Source organism: Blastopirellula marina DSM 3645 (genome assembly GCF_000153105.1).
GTDB classification, from domain to species: Bacteria; Planctomycetota; Planctomycetia; order Pirellulales; family Pirellulaceae; genus Blastopirellula; species Blastopirellula marina.
The window spans coordinates 2,141,921-2,163,817 of record NZ_CH672376.1 but is presented as its reverse complement, the minus strand read 5'-3'; the positions used below and the strand labels follow the sequence as shown (position 1 = coordinate 2,163,817).

The 21,897-nt window shown below is 58.0% G+C and carries 16 protein-coding genes; 9 read left to right on the top strand and 7 right to left on the bottom strand.

Features of this window, described 5'->3' with window-relative positions:
- Positions 1-2 precede the first annotated feature (2 nt).
- Positions 3-3,293 (top strand): hypothetical protein, encoded by a 3,291-nt coding sequence (locus DSM3645_RS28095; RefSeq protein ID WP_002652176.1) that lies wholly within the window; start codon positions 3-5, stop codon positions 3,291-3,293.
- A gap of 109 nt (positions 3,294-3,402) precedes the next feature.
- Here DSM3645_RS28095 and DSM3645_RS10725 read toward each other — a convergent pair whose 3' ends face one another.
- Complete coding sequence (locus DSM3645_RS10725) at positions 3,403-4,071, bottom strand: hypothetical protein (RefSeq protein ID WP_002652175.1); 669 nt, start codon at positions 4,069-4,071, stop codon at positions 3,403-3,405.
- Positions 4,072-4,284: 213 nt separating this feature from the next.
- Between DSM3645_RS10725 and DSM3645_RS10720 the strand changes: the two genes are divergently transcribed.
- The 3 genes from DSM3645_RS10720 (at position 4,285) to DSM3645_RS28090 (ending at position 9,473) form a co-directional block, all read left to right on the top strand.
- A complete protein-coding gene (locus DSM3645_RS10720) occupies positions 4,285-6,093 on the top strand; it encodes a hypothetical protein (protein ID WP_002652174.1) in 1,809 nt (602 codons plus the stop codon).
- A gap of 103 nt (positions 6,094-6,196) precedes the next feature.
- The gene (locus DSM3645_RS10715) at positions 6,197-7,042 is read left to right on the top strand and encodes a hypothetical protein (RefSeq protein WP_040351768.1); all 846 of its coding nucleotides are present in this window, start codon (positions 6,197-6,199) and stop codon (positions 7,040-7,042) included.
- 256 nt (positions 7,043-7,298) lie between these two features.
- Positions 7,299-9,473 (top strand): alpha/beta hydrolase, encoded by a 2,175-nt coding sequence (locus tag DSM3645_RS28090; RefSeq protein ID WP_050769346.1) that lies wholly within the window; start codon positions 7,299-7,301, stop codon positions 9,471-9,473.
- 34 nt (positions 9,474-9,507) lie between these two features.
- Here DSM3645_RS28090 and DSM3645_RS10705 read toward each other — a convergent pair whose 3' ends face one another.
- Both DSM3645_RS10705 and DSM3645_RS10700 read right to left on the bottom strand, forming a co-directional pair.
- Positions 9,508-9,744, bottom strand: a complete 237-nt coding sequence (locus tag DSM3645_RS10705) for a winged helix-turn-helix domain-containing protein (protein ID WP_040352411.1) — start codon at positions 9,742-9,744, stop codon at positions 9,508-9,510.
- A gap of 212 nt (positions 9,745-9,956) precedes the next feature.
- Entirely contained in the window at positions 9,957-10,499 is a 543-nt protein-coding gene (locus tag DSM3645_RS10700) for a hypothetical protein (protein WP_002652171.1), read from the bottom strand.
- A gap of 220 nt (positions 10,500-10,719) precedes the next feature.
- Here DSM3645_RS10700 and DSM3645_RS10695 point away from each other — a divergent pair, with 220 nt between their 5' ends.
- Positions 10,720-11,637 (top strand): YybH family protein, encoded by a 918-nt coding sequence (locus DSM3645_RS10695; protein ID WP_002652170.1) that lies wholly within the window; start codon positions 10,720-10,722, stop codon positions 11,635-11,637.
- A gap of 161 nt (positions 11,638-11,798) precedes the next feature.
- On the opposite strand, the gene DSM3645_RS30435 is transcribed toward DSM3645_RS10695, so the two are convergent.
- Together DSM3645_RS30435 and DSM3645_RS28085 are read right to left on the bottom strand one after the other, a co-directional pair.
- A complete protein-coding gene (locus DSM3645_RS30435) occupies positions 11,799-12,236 on the bottom strand; it encodes a hypothetical protein (RefSeq protein WP_002652169.1) in 438 nt (145 codons plus the stop codon).
- A gap of 169 nt (positions 12,237-12,405) precedes the next feature.
- Positions 12,406-13,134, bottom strand: a complete 729-nt coding sequence (locus DSM3645_RS28085; RefSeq protein ID WP_050769345.1) for a hypothetical protein — start codon at positions 13,132-13,134, stop codon at positions 12,406-12,408.
- A gap of 171 nt (positions 13,135-13,305) precedes the next feature.
- Here DSM3645_RS28085 and DSM3645_RS10680 point away from each other — a divergent pair, with 171 nt between their 5' ends.
- Positions 13,306-13,899 carry a hypothetical protein gene (locus DSM3645_RS10680; RefSeq protein ID WP_002652166.1) on the top strand — a complete coding sequence of 198 codons (594 nt, stop codon included), beginning with the start codon at positions 13,306-13,308 and terminating at the stop codon, positions 13,897-13,899.
- 322 nt (positions 13,900-14,221) lie between these two features.
- Here the strand turns inward: DSM3645_RS10680 and ispH are convergent, their stop codons facing one another.
- The gene (gene ispH / locus DSM3645_RS10675) at positions 14,222-15,163 is read right to left on the bottom strand and encodes a 4-hydroxy-3-methylbut-2-enyl diphosphate reductase (protein ID WP_002652165.1); all 942 of its coding nucleotides are present in this window, start codon (positions 15,161-15,163) and stop codon (positions 14,222-14,224) included.
- A 111-nt stretch (positions 15,164-15,274) separates the two neighbouring features.
- Here ispH and hpnC point away from each other — a divergent pair, with 111 nt between their 5' ends.
- The 3 genes from hpnC to hpnE are packed head-to-tail and all read left to right on the top strand — an operon-like array spanning position 15,275 to position 18,551.
- Complete coding sequence (gene hpnC, locus DSM3645_RS10670) at positions 15,275-16,234, top strand: squalene synthase HpnC (RefSeq protein ID WP_002652164.1); 960 nt, start codon at positions 15,275-15,277, stop codon at positions 16,232-16,234.
- Positions 16,231-17,118, top strand: coding sequence for a phytoene/squalene synthase family protein (locus tag DSM3645_RS10665; RefSeq protein ID WP_002652163.1), 888 nt, complete (start codon positions 16,231-16,233; stop codon positions 17,116-17,118). The genes hpnC and DSM3645_RS10665 overlap by 4 nt, the downstream gene beginning before the upstream one ends.
- Complete coding sequence (gene hpnE, locus DSM3645_RS10660) at positions 17,118-18,551, top strand: hydroxysqualene dehydroxylase HpnE (RefSeq protein WP_002652162.1); 1,434 nt, start codon at positions 17,118-17,120, stop codon at positions 18,549-18,551. Before DSM3645_RS10665 ends, hpnE begins: the two co-directional genes overlap by 1 nt.
- Positions 18,552-18,729: 178 nt before the next feature.
- Here hpnE and DSM3645_RS10655 read toward each other — a convergent pair whose 3' ends face one another.
- A complete protein-coding gene (locus tag DSM3645_RS10655) occupies positions 18,730-21,828 on the bottom strand; it encodes a VWA domain-containing protein (protein WP_002652161.1) in 3,099 nt (1,032 codons plus the stop codon).
- Between the last annotated feature and the right edge of the window lie 69 nt (positions 21,829-21,897).

The following is a 21,897-nucleotide window of genomic DNA, read 5'->3' as shown; positions in this document are numbered from 1 at the left end:
TCATGCCCGAAACGAATCGACCTCGAAAACCAGAGAGCGGCAAGCCAAGCGCGTGGGAAGAGCGCAGCTGGCCGGTCTACGTTTCGCTTGCGCTGCTGGCCGGCTACTACGCCGCCGTCAGCCAAGCGTTGTTCGATTGGGATCACCCGCAGTGGTATTTCAACGCCAAGTTCTACATGGCGCTCGCGCCGGTATTACTAGTGCTCGGTTTTTTGCTGGTCAAGTTTTCTGAACAGCAAGCGATTCGCCGCGGCATTCAGCTTTCGATCATTCTTAGCTTGATCATGCACTTGAGCTTGTTTGTCGGGATGGTGGCGCTTGACCTGGTCAGCGTTCCGCAAGGCGAGGACGTCGCCGCCACGCGTCGCCAGGCGCGGCGCGATCCGGTGATTTTGCCTGACTACCATCCGTCGCAATGGGACTCGACCAACGAGACGCAGCAAGACTATGAGAAGCCGGTCGAAGCGGACGAGGCGCAGCCCGATCAAAAAGAAGTCGAGCGGCGTCAGATCGATCCCAAACAGCCGAGCCGCGAAAACCAGCCGACGGTCGATCCCGAAATGGAGCGCGAAGCCACCCCCAATACGCCGACCAAAGTCGCTCGCCAAGAGCAAGCGCCCGCCGAGACGTTGCAGCAGATGCCGTCGAAGCTGAGCCGCAATTCGGCCGAAATGGAAACACCGAAACAGCAGCCGGAACAGATCGAAGTCGAGCGTTCGTCCGATCCGCAGCAACCGCAAACCTCGGCCGCCGTCGCCGAGATGTCGCGTCAGCAGAACTCCGCGACGCAATCTCGCCAAGAGAGCCAGATCGAAGCGGCCGCGTCCACCGCCGCCCAAATGAATCGCCGCGACACTTCTCAACAGCAGCCGCAGCTCGCCGCGTCCAGTGCGCCGCTCGAGCGACAGTCGGCCGAACCGACCCTTTCGGCGTCGGCACAAGCGCTCGCGGTCCAACGGATGTCGGACCAACCGGTCGCTCCGGCGGCGCAACCAACTTCCAGCGCTCGCAGTAGTGCGGCGGCGGCCGCTTCGAGTCCGCAGCAGTCGCAGGTCGCATCGGCCAACAGCGCCGCTTCCGCTTTGCCAAGCAGCGCGATGTCGCGAGCCGAAGCCGCGGCCTCCTCGGCGAGCCAGATCGCTCCGGCTTCTTCCGCTCAGATCGCGAAAGCCAGCGGAGCCCGTGCAAATCCAACCGCGTCACTATTCGCCGAACCATTGGACTACGCCGCCGAAGCCGGCTCGCGCAATCCAAGTCAATTGGCGAGCGCCGCGACCAACATCGGCCGCAGCGCCGCAGGCGCCGGAGCCGGCGACGATGGCGCCGCCGGCGAAATGCTGGGCGGCGTGGAACTGGGAGTCGTACGACTCGCATCGAACGGAACATTACGCCGCGCCACGAGCGATGGCTCCCCCTCGTTGGAATCGGCTCTCTCCGGCGGAGGTCAGGCCGGCGGACAAGCAGGGCGCTCCGGCGGCGGACTCTCGCCGGGAGCTTCCGCTTCGCTCGATGGCGCCGTCGGCGGAGCAGGAATGCGAAGTAATGGACGCAGCAGCGGCAACGCCGATGGACCGCAACTCGCTTCCGGTTCGAGCGGCAGCATGACCGAAATCGGCCGCCGCGACTCCTCTGGCGTACCCGGCGGATCGGCGTCAGGCTCTGCCGTAGGAGTCTCTGGAACCATGGGAACCACCGGATTGGCCAGCGGTGCGATTGGATCGCGGGCCGGCGGCGGCGATTCTGGCTCGGGACAATCGCTCGCAGCCGCGGCCAGTATCGGCGGCGCAACCTTTGGCCGCAGCGGCGGCTCTGGCACTGGTCCCGGCGCCGTAATGATCGCCGGCGATGCTCCAGGGATGGGGGGCGACATTCGCGCCGCGCCCAGCGGCGGCGGACCATCCGGCGGATCGCTCGCTCCAGGATCAGCCGGCCCCAGCATCGAGCGACGCGGCGCAGGAATGTCTTCGATCGTCAAAGTCAACGCGGCCGAAGGCGCCGGCGGGCTGGGAGATCGGATGGCGCCGGCAGTCGGCACGGTCGCACGTCGTCAAAGCAACGACGCTCCCCAACTTTCGATCAATATGACCCAGTTCCCGTTGCGGGCTTCGCGTTCGGGACTGCCGCAAATCTCCTCGGCGATTGCGATGCCGACCGAAGCGTTCCGACGCCGCATGATGCGTGAAGAGGAAGCCGGCGAAGGCGCCGATGGACCTTCCCCGGAAGTGCGGGAAGCGATTGAACGGGGTCTCGCGTTTCTCGCGCGCCATCAAATGCCCAACGGCAGTTGGAGCCTGAAGAACTTCCCGCTGACGCAACCCGATCATGCCGCCGCTTATCGCAATGAACGTTCACGGATGGATTCGGACACGGCCGCCACGGGATTGGCGCTGCTCGCATTTATGGGCGCCGGCTACCATCACTTGGATGACAAGTACCAAAACGAAGTCCGAAAGGGGCTCACCTTCCTGATCGAAAATCAACAGGAAAACGGCGATCTCTTCGTGCGAATGGACAACTACTCCAACTCCAACGCTTGGCTCTATAGCCATGGCATCGCATCGATTGCGCTCTGCGAAGCGTACGGCATGACGCAAGACGCCAACCTGCGTGAGCCGGCGCAAAAGGCGATCAACTTTATTACCGAGTCGCAGGATACGTCGGTCGGCGCCTGGCGGTATATCCCCGGAGTCGGCGGCGATACCTCAGTTAGCGGCTGGATGACCATGGCCCTGAAAAGTGGTCAACTCGCGGGGCTCGACACTTCGCCGCAAACCTACAACGGGATCAATCGCTGGCTCGCTCGAGCCGCCTATCAGCCCGAAGGCGGAGCATTGTTTGTTTACAATCCCGACGCGATCAACAACGCCGAGCAACGTCACGGCCTTTACCCGTCCAAGACAATGACCGCAGTCGGTCTGCTGATGCGACTCTATATGGGCTCGAATCGCGAAACCGAAGTCATGCAGCAAGGCGCCGAGCACTTGTTGGCCAATCTGCCGGAAATCGGCAATCGCCAACAACCGCAACGCGACACCTATTATTGGTATTACGCGACCCAGGTCATGTTCCATATGAAGGGCGAATACTGGCAAGCCTGGAACAACCGTCTCGAGCCGATGCTCGTCGAGTCGCAATTGGTCGACGGCCCGCTGGCCGGCAGTTGGGAACCAGAAGGCCCCATCCCAGATCGCTGGGGCGAGTACGCCGGGCGCATCTACGTGACGACCATGAATTTGCTCTCGCTAGAAGTCCATCACCGGCATCTGCCGTTGTATGTGGACGCGGCGAAGTAACAATTCGCCGGTTCGCGCCGGGCTGCCATCAAAGAATTACCTTGTTCCGTGAGAGGCGGATGCGTTTGTTTCCCCTCGCTCGTACGAGCATGCCGAGGCCGAGTGAGTGCTATTTAGATCCCTTTGCCTGGTAGTCCATTAAAGAAAGTTCCAGCCGACCGAGGATGAACGAAACGCCATGTCCGGTCTCTCTACCCAAGTAAAAGCCCCGCATTCTCTTGCCGCAGGCTAAATACTCCAAATGAACCGAGCCGTAGATTCGCATGCGATCGTTCTGAATCTCGTAGGTGCCGGCCAGATGATTGCCACCCTCTTGGACACGACCTTCGATGGCAACTTTGTCAAAGTCATGGTCGTATCCCTCCCCAACAACGCGATTTCCTTCAAGGCGAAGCTCAATTTTTGCAGTATGTTTTTTCACGCCATTTGGGTAATCGAAATGCCCAGGAACAACGATATCTTCACCACTCGTTTCCCAGTGGCCAGAGCAATCACGAATTTTTAATTGTGATGCTTCAATTCCAACTCCGTTTTCCCCCACGACAAAGTCTTCGACCGGTTGGCCAAATATCCTCTCATATATTGCTAGCTTCTCAAAAGATCCACGATGACGGCGACCATCCAAGGATGTCTCGTAACGGCCAACGACATCACGCGAAAGCTCAATTCCCTCGGTTTGTAAATGAGCAATAAAGGCATTTCGCGTGCGAAATCCGTGCTCAAATCGCGCTTTCGTGATGGCTTCTCCGTTAATTAGAGGCCCCTTCTCGGCTCCCATGAAATCCTCCCAAAGGCTGGCAAAATAAAGACTTGGAGTATCTTAACCGGTTAAAAACTCCGATTCGAGCACTTTTCACACGGCATTTGAGCCATTTCACGCAACTTTTCTACTCCCCGGTCACCTCTAGGATGAGAGTGCTGCCAAAGCGGCAAAACAGGAATGGTTGATTTTCAAAGTAAAAAGCCCTGTTACTTCAAACGGTGTTGAACGATGAAATGCCCGAAAAGCTTAGTGCTGATGCTTTGTTGTCTCATGATCACGGCGCTGATTCTTCCGCAACCATTGCTGGCGCGATGGGGTGGCGGCGGCTTCAAGCCAAACCTCAAGCCAAACCTCAAGCTAGATCCCAAGCCAAACCTCAAGCTAGATCCCAAGCCAAACCTCAAGCTAGATCCCAAGCCAAACCCCAAGCTAGACCCCAAGCCAAACCTCAAGCTAGACCCCAAGCCAAACCTCAAGCTAGATCCCAAGCCAAACCTCAAGCTAGATCCCAAGCTAAACCTCAAGCTAGATCCCAAGCTAAACCTCAAGCTAGATCCCAAGCTAAACCTCAAGCTAAACCTCAAGCTAGATCCCAAGCCAAACCTCAAGCTTGAAGAGGTTCTACCGAATGGCCACCATCTCTCCGAATCCATCATCGATAGCGGACCGAACGTTGACATCAGCGATTTTCAGTTCAAGCATTCGAAGAAAATGCAGGCCGAATTGTCCGCTTTGATCGCGGACCAGATTCCCCCAGTTGGCAAATCGGTTCCATTTCAAACTCCGGGTCAATCGATCTCGCCAATTAACGGTTCGTGGAAAGACATTGCCCCTCAGGAATTGCTGAACGCGATTGACGAGGGAAGTTTAAAAATCGATGCGAGTGAACTCAATCCCGAAAATTGGGATCTGAGTCGCCTTGACCCGAGTATTCCTTTGTCGAGCGTCGACCCCACGATCATCGCTCTCGCGATTGATCCTTCCGGCACGCTGGTACTTGCATTGGAACATCAACGTCGTCGAGAAGCCAAGGAGGCTCAAGCTGCATTGCAGAAGTATGAACGCGAAATTGACGATGCGATCGTCGCGTTGGAGACGCAGGAAAAAGAACTTCTCGCTGAAGTCATGTCTGTACTCGACGGCGCTCGCCAATCAGATGTTTCGTCCGAAAGTCCATTGTTCGACTTCTGGCGAAATGTAAATCAATTTGACAAAGACTTACAATCCGCGATCCATGAAATCGAACGAAGCGTCAACAAGGCGGCCGAAGAATATGAACGCAACCTGCGAACGCAATTCACTGCAGAACGAGAGCGTCAAATCGCGGACTTTTTGGTCCAGGAAGACGAAGCGATTTCCCAACTCAATACGCATTTCCGAGGCTTGAATCGTGAAAATTGGAAGAAGGCATTGGCGGAATTGGAACAGATTTTTCAGACCCAATCCCAGTTGATTCACGATTCGCAACATTCCGAACACGAGAAGCGAGAATCCTTCAGCTACCTGGAATCCAAAGTGAAAACCAGACGGGCTCAGCTGAACGCAAAGTTCCAACGTCAAGAAGAGTCACCGTCGCCGACCTGGCAAGAAGCAAGACAACAAGTTGCTAGTCAGTCTGCCGAATATCGCGACAAGTTTGACACGCTACTGGAGAATGAATTCGTCGCGAAACTGGCGAAATATCACGCTAAGCTGGTCGCCGAAGAAAGCCGACTCACTACCGATACCACTCAGGCATTCCATTTGGAGCTTTCCGAGTACGCCAACGAATCGGCGCGTGGTTTGAAGTTGGCGATCGCTGACACAATGGCCGAATTGACCAAATGCAAGGCCCAAATCAACGATCAACAGAGCGAATTGAAAAACGCAAACGACTGGCGAAATCGCATCCAGCCGAAATTGCCGAAATTGCTATTTGCATCGCCGGTGTTCAACTATCCTTCGACTCGTGAAGTCGGCGAACTGCAAGACGCAATACAGCGATTTAATCTCGGGAAAATTGCGATCGAGCAGCCTATTTTTTTTCGATCTTTCTAAGTGATCCAATACTCGATTCGATTGGAAACGCGGTCCCTTAACGATTGGCAGAGCCAAGCGAGTTGCGATCCTGATTACTAATTTTTAAGAAGGGTGATTGACGATGAAACATATTTTAAAATTGATTGTCATCTCGATTCTGCTTCTGGAAACGTCGTTTTTGTTTGCCGATGGTGATCGGCCATTCTTCCGATACTATGGCGCCTACGGGGGTTTCGGAAATCAGGGTGGAGAACCTGAGGATTCACTTGACGAAGTATATCAACGACACGACGAAGGCTATGGGCGTCGAGGACGATTCGATGCCAAATCGGACGCGATTTTGATCGAGCAGACTCCAACCGCGCTATCACGCGGGGATGTCGGTGCCGAAGGCATCGTCAAGGGACCGATGGCAGCCTGGTTCTTCTTACACATGCCCTCCGTCTATCGGTTCAAACCTGATGGTGAAAGTACTGTCCTCCTACCGCTTCCCGACGGCGCGAGCGCCGTTGGCGTTCACAAGCTGGAACAAGCTGCGGGGCTTGTTAAAAATCCAGGGCAAATTTCGGTCGAAGTCGACCGACTCAAGTCGCAGCACCACGCGTTGCGAAAAAATATTGACGCCGCCTTCGATGATTTCGAGGATCGCCTCGAAGTCTCGCTGCCAAACGCTTCCGTCGCTTGTTCTGTCGATCTTTCTGAGATCAGCGTAATCGATTTGTCCACCGTGAAGAGCCTTGGTTCAGCACCCAAATTTCGGAGTCTTGGCAAATTCCAGCAGAATGCGTTAGCACACGGCGTTGGCGCACTAGCTGGTCAGGGAACCGGAGTGGCGGCCGGGTATCTTGCTGGCCCATATGCTGGTTGGGTCGTGGGAACTTCGACCGCAATTGTCGTCGGCAATCACGCCAAAAAGAAATGGACGGGGCGCGGACTGAACAACTGGCGTCGTCCATCCCATTGGTAACAAATTCCTCGTTCAATCGATGGAAGCGGCTTTCTCGCGTTCAACGAAATCTGCATTGACATTCTAAAATTGACTCGGGGCATACATTCCCCTGTGGCCCGTCCAAGCTGCTGTAGACCGGACGGGCCACACGATGGCGAAGTAACAATTCGCCTCTTTTTGCGCTTCGTGAGAGATCCAGCTTTCACTTCCCCTCCAAATAGGGAAGAATCGCAGTTTATGCGATACGAAAGGGAGTCCTAACGGGAGCAATACTGTGCAGCGGCAATTCTGGGGACGAGGCCATATTTTCTTGGCGTTTGTCTGTTTCTCGGCGCCAGCGGGTCTAGCCGTCGCTCAAGGGCAATCGCATATCAAGCTCCCGCTTGATTCTCCGATCATTCGAACGATCGATGCCGGCGTCGGCGCGACGCTGGTCGTTTCGGATCAGGGTAAAGTGATTCGATTTAACCCGAATGTCGAGAACGGACAGCCTGAGAGTCTCGCCGCGCTCGCTCAACCGATCGCCGACCTGGTCCCGCTGCGTGATCTCTCGGCGACGCTGATCTTGGATCTCGAAGGGCAACTGCGACTTTTGCGCGATGGTGCGATCGACTCCGAATTCCTCCTCGCAGCGCCGATGCAAGGAAAGCTGTTCGCCGCCGAAAAAGGTCGAGCGCTGGTCGCAGACTCTGATGGCAACTACGCGCTGATTGACGTCGCGTCCAAGACTGCCGCCCCGGTCAAAACCTTTCCGGACTTCGGGACCAATCTCAAGCTGTACGACGATCTCTCGCTCGCTGGTTTTCAGGCGAGCGAGTCGTTGCAATTGGTCGATGTTGATACCGGCGAGAGTCTCGCGTCGCTGCCGATTGGGGAAGCGGTGGACTTTGACGTTTCGAAAACTCGCGGCCTGGTCGCCGCCGCTAGTCAATTCGGCGGCGTGCAGATCTGGGATCTCGTCCAGCAAGAACCGCTCGACTTCACGTTGGGGATGCTCGACGAAGTCTGGTATCTGAAGTTTTTGGAAAGCGGCGATCTTTTGACCATCACGCGCCCCGGCGTCGCGACCATCTATAGCAGTCAGGACTGGCGGCCTGTGCATACGTTTCAGGTTCCGCCGATGTCGGAACTGCGATTTGCGAACGTTAGCGGCAACAACGAACTCATGCTGACGACCGAAGCGGAGTCGGTGCATACGATTCCGCTGGTGCAATATGGCTTCGCCGCCAGACTAACTTCCAGCGGCTATGTCCCCGTCAAGCTCTGGTATGCGACTAATCGACTGCCTGGCGAACAAGCGAGCTCGCTCTCCAGCCGGCTTGTCCAATGGATCTTTCAGGCCGACGTCGTGGCGGTACTTGCGATCGTCGGAGTTTTGGCTGCGACCCTGACTTTTTTCACAATCAAGAAAGGGTGGAGACTGCTGACGTCGGTCGCTGTCGCCGCTGCGTCGATTCTCGTGCTTGCCGCCGGGCTGTTCACTCTGGTCGATCGCAATGCGAAAAGTGCGCCCGCCGCACCCGAGTCTTACTATGGGAATGTGCTGAATGAAAGCGGCGACATTGCGTGGGGCAAGTGCGAAATCACCGTTCCTGTCGATCGCCTACCCGGCGAGATCAACGAGCCAGGCGGCTTTCTCGGATTTCAGGAAGCGGCGAACCCCGAGAAGCACTTTATCATCACCGCTGTCGAGCCGACTTCGTCGGAATCGATCCTCGACCAAGTAAAATCCCGAGGAGAACCGGAAGAGTTCTTAGTCTTCGTCCACGGCTACAATGTTCCCTTTTCTGCAGCCGCCAAACGAACGGCGCAGTTGAAGGTCGACTTGAATATCCAAGGAGAGGCTTTCTTTTTCTCTTGGCCCTCCCACGGCGACCTAAGCAAATACCTGGCCGATGAAGACAACGCCGAACTGTCGAAAGCCCCATTTCAGGAGATGCTGAAAACGATCAGCCAATCCTTCCCCAACGTGCGGATTCATCTCATCGGGCACAGCATGGGCACGCGCATCATTCATGAAAGCATCCGGCAATTGCATGCCGAACGCTCGCCGGCGCTTGATTCGCTAGACTCCTTGGTGCTGGCCGCGCCCGATATTGACCGCCGCCAATTCCGCAGCGAACTAGCGAAAACGGTTCAAGAGCTCGACCTGCCGATCACGTTATACGCGTCCGCCAATGACAGGGCGCTGTTGGTTTCGGGCCAGTTGCACAATAACAGTCGGCTGGGAGATGTGTTTCCCGAACCGGTCGTCATGCCTGGCGTTGAGACGATCGATTGCTCACTGATCGATACCGACTGGCTCGGACATGGCTACTACGGCGATAGCCGGGATCTGCTCCAGGACCTGATCCAAGTCATCCGCGACGATCGGCCCGCCGCACAACGATTTGGGCTCACCGTCCAGACAATGGATAACGATCAGCGCTATTGGTTTCTGCGTCCGTAGCGTCGACTTGGGCAGCCGAGCAGAATCCGCAGCGTTATTCCGTCGCTTCGCGCAGACAGACCAACTTGTTGCGTCCGCTTTCTTCAAACGCCAGCTTATCTTCGCGGGCGAGCCATCCGATTGCCTGCATCACATGGTCGCGCGGCAGGCCGACCTGTTTGACAAGTCGCGATAAAGACATCGGACCGTCGGCGTGCAGCGTTGACCAAATAGCGCCGGCCGTTTCGCCAATCCGTGCAAGCGATTCGAACGTGGCGGAGTCCGTAGACATCGCAGTCGTCATAGTTTTCCCTCGTAGGCGAATTCTCGCAAAGTGCGTCGATGAACATGCAGACGTGGGGGGCGCGCTGATTATAACGAATGTCGCCTGCATTGCTCAAATATTTCCTGGCCTGTTCTTTCGACGCTGCGCATAAAAAAACGCGACGAGGGAAATTCGTCGCGTTGGAATTCGCGTTTGTCGCGGCTAAAGACCGCGGTGGACTACGGAACGATGATCGATTGCATCGGAGCGTAGTAGGTGGTCGTCGGCGTCGTCGCGGGGACAGTACCGTAGAACGACGTTGTCGGAGCGTAATAGGTCGTGGTCGGACTCACCACTTCCGTTCCGCCGTAGTAGGTGGTCGTCGGCGCAGCCGCCGCGGCGCCGCCGTAATACGTCGTGGTTGGTGCGGCCAATGTCGTTCCGCCGTAATAGGTCGTGGTCGGGGCCGGCGAATAATAATTCGTCGTCACGACGCTTGGCGCCGGCGAATAGTAATTGGTGGTGATCGGGGGCGCATAGGCCGGAGCGTAATAGTTGGTCGTGATCGGAGCCGCGACGACCGGCGCCGCATAAGCGCCGTAAATCGGGCGATACGAGGTTCGCCATCCAAACAGTCCACGGCGCTCTGGAACATAACCGACGACCGGCGGAGCGGCGACAACCGCAGGCGCCGCATAATAGGCGACTTGCGCGTGGGCCGCGCCGCAATACGAGGCCAAAACCAACAGGGCGGCCGAGGCCCAAACAAATGTACGATTCATGACTTGTGTGTCCCGCATAAAGAAGACGAGATTTGGTTTTTCAAGCATAGGTTCTAATTTCACTGCATCTGGAGCATTCTACGCGCATTTCTGCGGTTAGAGGGGAAGGTTTCTCCAGGAATTCTTGAGAAAGCGTTTGGATTGATTCATTACCAGTCGTAGAAATCAGAGTGGATAAGCTAGCTCGTTTGACCAATACCGGCGAATAAGGTGGACATTTATGAAGGCGCAAACGTTTCTAACGGCAATTTGCCTGGCGATGTTGACATTTGGCATCATTCAAGCCGAAGAACCTCTTACCGCCGAGGAGGAAATCACCGCCAACGTCGTTTCGTACATCGCCGCATTTAATGCAGCCGATCCTGACCGGCTCGCAGAACACTGGGCGAAAAACGCCGAATATCTTTGCCGTACTACCGGCGAAAAAGTGGTCGGCCGAGACGCGATTCGCCGACAATTCGCCGAGCGCTGCGAGCAGGGCGATCTGCCCGAATTGACGGTCGAAATCGACTCGATCCGCTTCGTGAAACCCGATGTCGCCGTCGAAGAAGGAACGGCGCGGATTTCCCATTCCGGAGAAACGCCAAAACTGCTGTCCTACACCGCGATTCATGTCAAAGAAGACAAAACGTGGAAACTGGATAGCGTTCACGAAACGATCATTAGCGACCAGCTGTCAAGCGAGCCGCAAGTTTCTCTGGCCCGGCAGCAACTAGAGCCGTTGGCCTGGCTCGTCGGCCGCTGGGTTGACGATTCGGAAGGAGCGACCGTCGAGACGATTGGACGCTGGAGCAAAAATGAATGCTTCTTGATCCGTTCCTTCAAAGTCTATGTGTCCGATGTGGTCGATCTGGACGGGACCGAAGTCATCGGCTGGGATCCAGCCCAGCAATGTATTCGCGGCTGGGTGTTCGATTCGGATGGTGGATTCGCCGAAGAAAAATGGGTCGAAGAAGATGGACGCTGGTTTGTCCGCTCGACCGGCGTTTTGCCCGACGCTCGCAAGGCTTCGTCCCTGCGCACGATGCGTCGCACGGCCGACGATAAATATGAGTCGCGATCGATCTGTCGCACGCTTGACGGAGAGCTGCTTCCTGATCTTGGACCTTTCCATGTGGTCCGACAGCCCGAACAATAACCCAAGATGCTATTTGTCCAACTTGCCGGGACAAACAACCGAACCAACATGAGGCGCGTCATGCACGCTCGAAATATTTTTCTGACCGGATTAATCGTATCAGCCCTCGTGCTGCCTAGCGCAGCCTTTGCCCGCGGCTTTGGTGGCGGCGGCGGAGGAGGTCATGGGGGCGGGGCCCGCATGAGCGGCGGTGGCGGCGGTGGCGGCGGCGGACACATGAACGCCGGGCGCCCGAGCGCTCGTCCCAGCGGCAGTTTTGGAGGAGGATCCCGCGCCAGCGCTAACTCTGGCGGAGCAGGGCGAAGTCCCTCGATGAGCCGCCCGTCAGCAAGTCGACCCTCCCCAAGCCGACCTTCGACCCGTTTGCCAAGCAGCAGCAGTCGCCCTTCCGTAAGTCGACCGGCAGTTTCTAGTCGTCCCAGCGCCAATCGACCGACGACCTCCAATCGGCAGAACTCGCTGCCGACGTTGGATCGCTCGTCGCTCGGTAGCAATCGCCCTTCGCTCGGTAACAACAATCGCCCCGGCTCTGGCACGCCTGGTAACGGTCGTCCAGAAATTTCGCGTCCGGGCAATTCCAGTAGCAGCCGACCGAACATCACGGCACGTCCCAATTTTGACAACAGAGGCGGTAGTCGACTCCAGGAGCGCCCCTCGAATACGCAGCTGAATGATTTCTTGGGCATCACCGGTAGCCGACCTGGCGCCAATCGACCTACGACGCAGCCGGGCAACACGACTCGGCCCACTCGACCAAACGTGGGAAATCTAGATCGCCCCAATCGCCCTGCCGCAGGGGATCGACCTACGACTCTTCCAGGCAACATCAATCGCCCCGGCAATAACAACCGCCCCGGTAGTGGTGACCGCCCCGGAATCGGTGATCGACCCGGCAATGGAGATCGGCCCGGCATCGGTGATCGACCCGGCATCGGGGATCGACCCGGCATCGGTGATCGACCCGGCATCGGGGATCGGCCCGGCATGGGTGATCGGCCCGGCAACGGAGATCGGCCCGGCAACGGAGATCGACCCGGCATCGGGGATCGGCCCGGTAACGGTGATCGGCCCGGTAACGGCGATCGACCCGGCAACGGTGATCGGCCCGGCAACGGTGATCGGCCCGGCAACGGTGATCGCCCCGGCATGGGTGATCGACCCGGCATCGGTGATCGGCCCGGCAACGGTGATCGACCCGGCAACGGTGATCGACCCGGCAACGGTGATCGACCCGGCAACGGTGATCGGCCCGGCAACGGTGATCGGCCCGGCAACGGCGATCGGCCCGGCAACGGTGATCGACCCGGCAACGGTGATCGACCCGGCAACGGTGATCGGCCCGGCAACGGTGATCGGCCCGGCAACGGTGATCGGCCCGGCAACGGTGATCGGCCCGGCAACGGGGATCGGCCCGGCAACGGGGACCGCCCCAATCGTCCCGGCAACGGGAATGTCGTTCGTCCCAACCATCCGCATGGTCCTGGACACGACGCCCATTGGAACAACTGGCAGAACCGCGGCAACCACGTTCGTAATCGCTACAACTATTGGAGCGGTCGCAACAACTGGAACTCCGGTTTCTGGGGTTGGAACAACGCCGGTTACAACCGTTGGGGTTTCTACAACTATCGCCCGTATCCTGGATATTGGTGGCGTTGGTCGACGCCGGTGGGACTCACTTCGTGGTTCTACTGGGGCAACACTTGGGGAACTCCTTGCTATTACTACTACGGCGATAACGTGATTTACGACACGCAGTACGTCTACATTAACGACGCGCCAGTCGCGACGACGGTGCAGTACGCTCAACAAGCGTCGGACTATGCCGCCGTCGGTCGAGAAGCGCTCGCCGCCAATCCGCCGACCGATGAGAACGGCGAGAACTGGATGCCGCTCGGCGTCTTCGCCCTGGCCAACCAGGACGAAGGGGATCCGATCATGTATCTGCAGTTGGCGGTCGACAAAGACGGGATCATCGCCGGCACTTACTACAACACCGAAACCAAGACCAACTTGCCGGTGCAGGGGAGTGTCGACAAAGATTCGCAACGCGCCGCTTGGACGATCGGTGACAAGACCAGCACGGTCATGGAAACCGGCATCTACAACCTGACCCAGGACGAAACGCCGCTCTTGATTCACTTTGGTGAAGAAAAGACGCAGACCTGGATGCTGGTTCGCTTGCCGGAAAACAAAGAGGCGCCGGCCGCGGGCGACCCAACCGTGGCGGATCCCAACGCCGTCGATCCATTTGGTCCGTAGCAAGTCGTTAGCAAAACAATGGCGCCGGCGGCCTTGCCGCGGCGCCTTTGTTGATGCGCAAGTTGTGAGGTTGTGCTTTTCGGCAGGTTCACCAGAAATAGCGACTCGCACTTCATCGTAGCCCGCGGCGCGAGCCGAGGGAATTCGGCTGGGTAGTTCGAGTCGTTGAACCGCTTGCTCTTGGCTCGCGCGTCGGGCTACGATCGGCTTGACGATTTCCTATTTCCTGGAAAATCCGCAATCTCACGGAGATTGCGGTCGCAAGTGCGCCGCTTCAAGATAGCGCAACATCAAAACGCGCAGCGTTCTAGCGTGAAGAATTTTACGCCTTCGGCAGCGCCTTCTCTCGCAGTTCGCGCGGCAGCGGAAAGTGAACCTGCTCTTCGCGAATGCTGTGCGGCGTGATTTGGGCGCCGTGATTCTCAACTAGATAGTCGAGACATTCCTGCACAACTTCTTCGGGCGCACTAGCGCCGGCGGTGACCAGGACCGTTTCCACCCCTTCAAACCACTCTGGCTTCAAGTCGGAAGCTCCGTCGAGCAAATAGCCCTTCGTCCCTGATTCTCGCGCCAGTTCTTTCAGCCGTTGGCTGTTCGAGCTGTTCTGGCTTCCCAGCACCAGCACCAAATCGGCCTCGGTCGCCAAAATGCGCACCGCTTCCTGGCGATTTTGCGTTGCGTAGCAGATATCTTCTTTCGGCGGACCGATCACCTGCGGAAAACGCTGCTTGAGCGCACCGATAATCCGATTGGCGTCGTCGACGGACAATGTCGTCTGCGTCAGATAGGCCAACTTGCTGCCGTCGGCGACTTGCAGATTGGGGACATCCTCGGCCGATTCGACCAAGATGATCGCCTCGGGGGCTTCCCCCATCGTACCGATCACTTCGTCGTGACCTTCGTGGCCGATCAAAAAGATCGTGTAATGTTGTTTGGCGAAACGAATCGCTTCAAGGTGAACTTTGGTCACCAGGGGGCAAGTCGCGTCGATTGCGAAGAGTTTGCGGTCCTTCGCCATCTGGCGAATTTCGGGCGAAACCCCATGCGCGCTGAAGAGCAACGTCGAGCCTTCGGGCGCTTCGTTCAAATCGTCGATAAAAATCGCCCCCTTCTCTTTGAAGGTGGTCACCACATATTTGTTGTGGACGATTTCATGATAGACGTAGACCGGCGCCCCAAACGCCTGCAAAGCAAGGTCGAGACTCTCAATAGCCATGTTGACGCCGGCACAAAAGCCGCGGGGACTGGCGAGGATCACTTTCATCGTAGCGCACTTCTCCTTACGATTGCATCATACTGAATCGCCGCAGCGGCAGATAGCGGCGTTTGCTCCCCCCAACTTCCGGAACCGTGACGCCCAAGGCGGATGTAACGCGTGCCCGATTCACGATTTGAGCGGCAGCTTCAACAATACGGTCCCAATTCTCAGCACGAGCCCTGTTCGCTCGCGGCGGCGACCGATTATTGCCAACAGCTGACAAAAAGCCATTACGAAAATTTCACCGTCGCTAGCTGGCTTCTGCCGCAAGAGTTGCGCCCTCATTTCGCCCACGTCTACGCTTACTGCCGCTGGTCCGACGATCTGGCTGACGAAGTGGGAGACGACGCTCGCAGTCTGCAGCTGCTCGCATGGTGGAGATCCGAACTCGACGCTTGTTATCGAGGTCAGACCTGGCATCCCGTGTTTGTCGCGCTGGCCGAGACGATTCGCCAGTTTGAGATTCCGATCGAGCCGCTGGCCGACCTGCTGACCGCTTTCGAGCAGGACCAGCGGGTCAAACGGTACGCGACGCATGAGCAACTGCTCACCTACTGCGAAAATTCGGCCAACCCCGTCGGGCGACTCGTCCTCTATCTGGGGCGGTCCTCCCACGCCGAAACCGTGAAGCTCTCCGATTCGATCTGCACCGGGCTGCAACTGGCCAATTTTTGGCAAGATGTGGCGCGCGACTATGCGATCGGCCGTATTTACCTACCGGAAGAAGATCGCCAAAAATTTGGGGTGACGGAAGAAATGCTCGCTTCGAGCGTCGCGACTCCCCCATTTCGGCAACTGTTGCAATACGAAGTCGAGCGGGCCGAGCAATATTTGCACGCGGGTCGTCCCTTGATGGACCAGATCGCGCCGCAGTTACGGCTTGATATCGAACTGTTTCTGGCCGGCGGGCTGGCGATCTGCCAGGCGATTCGCCGACAAAATTTTGACGTACTGAAATCTCGCCCCACCGTCGGCAAATGGCGCAAGCTGCAACTGCTGCTTGGTTGCCTGACGCGGCGCACCTTTTCGCGCGGTTCACGCCAATCGATCGCCGCAACGCCGGAGGCGCTCCTTTGACGCACTCGCTCGCCGACAGTTACGCCTATTGCCGCAAGGTGGCCAAGCAATCCGGCTCGAACTTCGTCATGTCGTTCATGCTCTTGCCGCGTCCCAAGAGCCAAGCGATGTATGCGCTCTATGCGTTCATGCGACAAACAGATGATTTGGGAGATCAGCCCGGCGACCTGCTCGAAAAGCAAACCGCGCTCAAGCAATGGCGGCATGACCTGCACGCCGCGCTCGCCGGAGAAACGCCGAGCGATCCTCGTTTGCCGGCGCTCGTCGATACGATCCGCCGCAACGAAATTCCAGTCGAGTATCTCACTGCGGTGATCGACGGCGTCGAGCGAGATTTGACGCCGCAGCCGTTTCCCACATTCGCCGAGTCGCAACATTACTGCTACCAGGTTGCGGCCGCGGTAGGTCTGGCCTGTTTGCACGTCTGGGGTTTTCAAGGGGAAGCGGCGATCCCGCCGGCGCTTGCTTGCGGCTACGCGTTCCAATGGACCAACATCCTCCGCGACCTGCACGAAGATGCGTTAGCCGGCAGACTCTATCTGCCGCAAGACGAAATGACCCGTTTCGACGTCTCGATCGATGACTTTGCGACCAGCCGCGCGACCGACGGTTTTCGCGAACTGATGCAATTTCAAATCCAGCGGGCCGAACAATTTTACGACCAGGCCGAACCGTTGCAGTCGCTGCTGCATGCCGATGGCCGCAAGATTTTTCCGGCGATGTTTTGCACCTATCGAGGTTTGCTCGCCCGCATCGAGCAAGATCCAACCGCCGTGCTACGGCAGCGCGTCTCGGTAGGATCTTGGAAGAAAATGCGGATCGTCACCTCGTTGATGCTGGCCCAACTCTTTGATTTCTCCACTCCGACGACGGTCTCGCGCTGATGAAGTCTGGCAAACGAAGTGAAGCGGCGCACCGGCCTTCGGTCGCAGTCGTGGGCGGCGGGCTCGCCGGACTCGCGGCGGCCGAAGCGCTGTCACGCAGCGGCATGTTGGTCACGTTGCTCGAATCGCGGCGCTATTTGGGGGGACGCGCCGGTTCGTTTAAAGAGGAAGCGACCGGACAACTTTTTGATCATTGTCAGCATGTCGCGATGGGCTGCTGCACCAACTTTCTCGATTTCTGCGAGCAAACCGGCGTCGCTGCGTACTTTCGCCGCGAGCGACGACTGCACTTCATCGATGCGCAGGGGAAAACGTACCCTTTTGCGCCGGTCGAAGCGTTGCCGGCTCCGCTGCATCTGGTTCCGGCGTTCTGGCGACAAAGCTATCTCACGATGGGAGAACGTCTCGGGATCGGCACAGCGCTGCGCCGTATGGCGCGACTCTCCGAGGAACAAGCCGAATCGCTGTGCGTGGGGCCTTGGCTGCGAATGCAAAAGCAATCGGCCGACGTCATTCGTCGCTTTTGGGAAATCATCCTGGTCAGCGCGCTGGGGGATTCGATTGAGAAGACCTCAGTCGCCGCCGCGCGTAAGGTGATGATCGACGGATTTTTGGCACATCATCACGCGGCCGATTTGCACCTTCCGGCCGCGCCGCTGGGGCAGATCTACGAAGAGGGGATCGCGCGCAGTCTGTTTGACCGCGGAGTTCGCATCGAGATGGAATCGCCGGTCGACGAAGTCTTTCGCAAATCGGTCGGCGGCGGATTCAGCGTTTCGGTGAAAGACGAAGCGACGCTGCAATTTGAAAACGTCGTGTTGGCGATTCCCGGTCGTCGCGTCAAAGCGGTATTGTCGCCGCGCTTGTTTGAAAAGGTCCCTGATCTGGCCCGCGTCGACCAGATTAACCATGCGCCAATCACCAGCGTTCATCTCTGGTTTGAAAAGCCGATTACCGATTTGCCGCATGCGGTTCTGCTTGATCGAACCAGTCAGTGGCTCTTCGCCCATGGCGCAGCGACATCACCGCATGACGGTCAATCCGCGGCTTACTACTATCAAGTGGTGATCAGCGCATCGCACGATCTGCCGTCCGGCGATCAGGCGGCGATCATCGCCGCGGTGACGCGTGAACTGGCCGAGTTGTGGCCAATCGCCGCATCCCCTTTGTTTGCTCGCGTGCTTACGCAAAAGGCGGCGGTCTTTTCTGCAGTCCCCGGGCTGGAAGCCATTCGTCCTCCGCAGTCGACGCCGGTCACCGGTCTATTTTTAGCCGGCGATTGGACCAAGACCGGCTGGCCCGCCACGATGGAAGGAGCCATCCGCAGCGGTCGACTCGCCGCCGAAGCGCTGCTGCGGCGATACGGCCGCGAAGAGAAGCTGGTGACGCCAGACTTGCCGCACACCTGGCTCTGCCGGAAGCTGTTTCGGTAGAACCGAAAAACGAGTTTGCTGCGCCCGTTTTAATGTGCCGCTATTTAGCCTTTGAGCTGACATCTATCTTCGTAGCCCGCTGCGCCAGCGAGGGAAATGCGGTCGGCTACTTCGATCCGCTTTGGAATCGCCGAGCGATTTCCTCTCGCTTGTGCAACGGGCTACGAAGAGAAAACGACTACGAAAAGAAATCGTCGTCATCGGGGGAATGCTCACTCGTCTCGCTAGCCGCTTCTCGAGCTTGCCGCTTCGCTTTCAAGAGCCGAGTGACGTAGTCCTCTCCCTCTGACTCGCCGCCGGATAATTGCGTTTCTTCCTCCGTGAGAGTCTGCGAATCTTCCTCGTGCAGCGAAGGAGCGACGCGGGATTTGGCTTCCGGCTCGGCTAGTTCCGGCGATTCGAAGCGGGCCGACGCTTGATAAGAAGCGGAAGCGCGTTGCTTGGTGGCCCGCAGTCGCTCGAGCCGATCATCGTCTTTCGATTCGTCCCCTTGCAGTTTCAGGCCGAGCCAACGTCGCACGGCGATCAACCATTCCCAGCCGATCGTGATCCGGCGAAACGCGACGTCGCCGACAAACGCCGCTGCCGCCAACACCAAAACCCACGGCCAGGCTTGCTGCAAACTAGTCGCCGCCGACAAGCCGCGGCGAAACGTATCGACGCGAGCATCGACGCTTGCGTCGGAAGTCGCGTTGTTGATGACGGCGCCTGGCTCGCCCCCTTTCGGCACGTTGCCGGCGATCTGTTCGAGGAGATGGAGATTGGTCGGACGGCGCAGGAATTCGGCTGAGTAGCTGATATTGACGCCGGTCCGCAAGACCGGCTTGCCGGGTCCGGTCGCGATCGACACAAAGTAACTTCCCGAATCGCGAGCCGGAAAGCTGCCCTCGTAACGCCCTGGAGCGGTTTGCGTCAGCGAGAAGTTCTCCGCCGCCATGCCTGGGGTGACCGCAGCGCCGACGACCGTTAGAAAGTTCGTGTCCTCCTTCGCCGTATCGAGCGCCGTAACAATTACCTTCACTTTGCCGTTCGCTTCTTCGGTCGCGACGGCGAAATCGGCCTGATCGCCGGCGGGTCGCATCGCGTAACGCAGCATTTGCATGAAGAACTTGTCGTAACCTTCCCACTCGGTCCAGCGATTGGTCCAACGCGCGCCGGCGTCGCTGGTAAAGACGACAGTTCGACCCAGTCCATATTGCCAACTCGCGAGCAAGGTGGCGTTTTCGGGATGCTTCTCCGGAATCGGCGCGACCAGGCCAACTTCGACAAGCGGACTATCTTTGATCGTCGTCATAACAAACCCGTCGAAGGTCGGCATGCCGTCGACGCCTTGCAAGATTTCATGCGAAGAATAGAGAGCCGGAGACATGCCTGGCGCTTCTTTGACCAGCGGCTGCGCCACGCGGCGCGCTTCTCGCATAAAAATTCGGGGGATCGCTTTTGGATTGTTGACGGCGTAAAACTTGCCGCCTCCATTCCTCGCGACGGTCGCCATCAGTTTTTGATCGGCGTCCGATCCGACCGCGACGGCGCTGACGGTCATGCCCATCTTCTTCATGTCGCTGGCGATCTGCGCCACGTTGCCTGGTTCGGTTTGTCCGTCCGACAAAACGATCATATGCTTGACGCCGGCATCGACGTTTTGCAGATCACGAAACCCTAGCGCCACGCCCGGCGTCATGTTTGTTCCGCCGGAAGCGCTTAATTTGCGAACTTGGGCGACAAACATGCCGGGGTTATCAACCTTGCGTATCGGCACGATCCGCTGGGCCTGCGAGTCAAATCCAATGACGCCGGCAAAGTCAGCAGCGCCCATCGCGCGAATCGCCGCGAGCGCCGCGCCTTGCGTCATCTGCATCTTTTCGCCTTGCATCGATCCTGATTTATCGAGCACCAGCATCAAAGCGCCGACCGGCACCACCTTCGCGTCGCGAATCGTAAAGCGAACCGGCGACGCTTCTTCCAGCTTGGTGTTCGCCCAACCGCCGGCGCCAAAACTGCTGGGACCGCCCAGGATCAGCAATCCGCAGCCCAACTGTTGCGTGTTGCGAACCAGCAGTTCGATCTGACGATCGCTAAAGCTGGTGATCTCTTCGCCGCTCGATCCGCTCGCCCGCGGCACATCGGCCAGGATGACCGCATCGTACGGCTGCAGATCGGCCATGCTCGTGAACAGCTGATTGCTCGGCTGGACGTCGACTTCCAACTCGTGCGCTTTCATCCGCTGAATCAGATGATCGAACTGCCCGGCTCGCTCCCAATCTTCGATCAGCAAGATTCGTCCTTTGCCGTGCGCATTGACAAACGACGTCGCTTCGTTGTTTTGCGTCAGCAGGTCGTCTTGTTGGTCGCGAGGCGTAAACCGAACCCGGTACGTGTAGAAGTTCGCTTCATTCAACACATTCTCGAACGCGAACACCTTTTTGCCCGGCGGCAATTCAATGTCTTGTTCCGCGAGAACAACTTCGTTGACGCCGGCTTTGCGGATCAGCGAGAGCTTGCCATGCGCGGTGCGAGCCTGGCCATCTTCAGGCGTTTCGTTGGTCAATACGACGCTGGCCTGAAAGGTTTGTCCGACGCGGGCCGTCTCTGGCGTCGTCAACTTCTCGACGATCACTTCGGCGGAGGAGGGAGACGCGAAAATCGGCGCCACGTCGATTCCCACTCCGCTGGCCGCTAAGCTTCGCGCGATCGGCAACGCATCGCCGATCGTTTGGTTGCCATCCGAGACGATCACGATGCGCCCGGCCGAGTCCGACTGCAGAGAAGCTTGGGCCAACTGCATCGCGCCGGCCAGATTGGTTTCGTCCGTCTCGACCAGCGCGAGTGCGGCCAAACGTTTTAGCGGGGGCAGGGGAGCGTCGGTCGGGGGAAACTCGATCGCCGGCTGATCGCCAAAGACGATCACGCCTACACGATCACCCTGTTCTTCGCGGCGATGCGCACTGACTTCGCGCACCACATATTCGACCATCGCCTGACGTTGATCGCTGGGAATGCTTTGCGACTGATCGAGCAGATAGATGACCGTCATTCGGTCGTGTCGCTGCAACGTTTGCGTTTCAGCCAAGGCCGCGATCAGCAGCAGCAGAATGAAGACGCGAAGCAGAATCGCCGCAGCCCCGCGCGAGCGGGTCATGACCGACAACGACTTCCGTCCCAGCTCGATCACCAAGGGGATCAGCAGCAAGAGCAGAAAGAACCACGGATTATCGAAACGGATCTCGCTGAACATGCCGAGAAAGGCTCCGCTGTTGAATGAAGATGAGTCTTGCATTCTAGCATAGACGCAAGACGACAAACTTCGCTAGCCAAACGCATAGGGGTCGAAGGGGAATTCACCGAT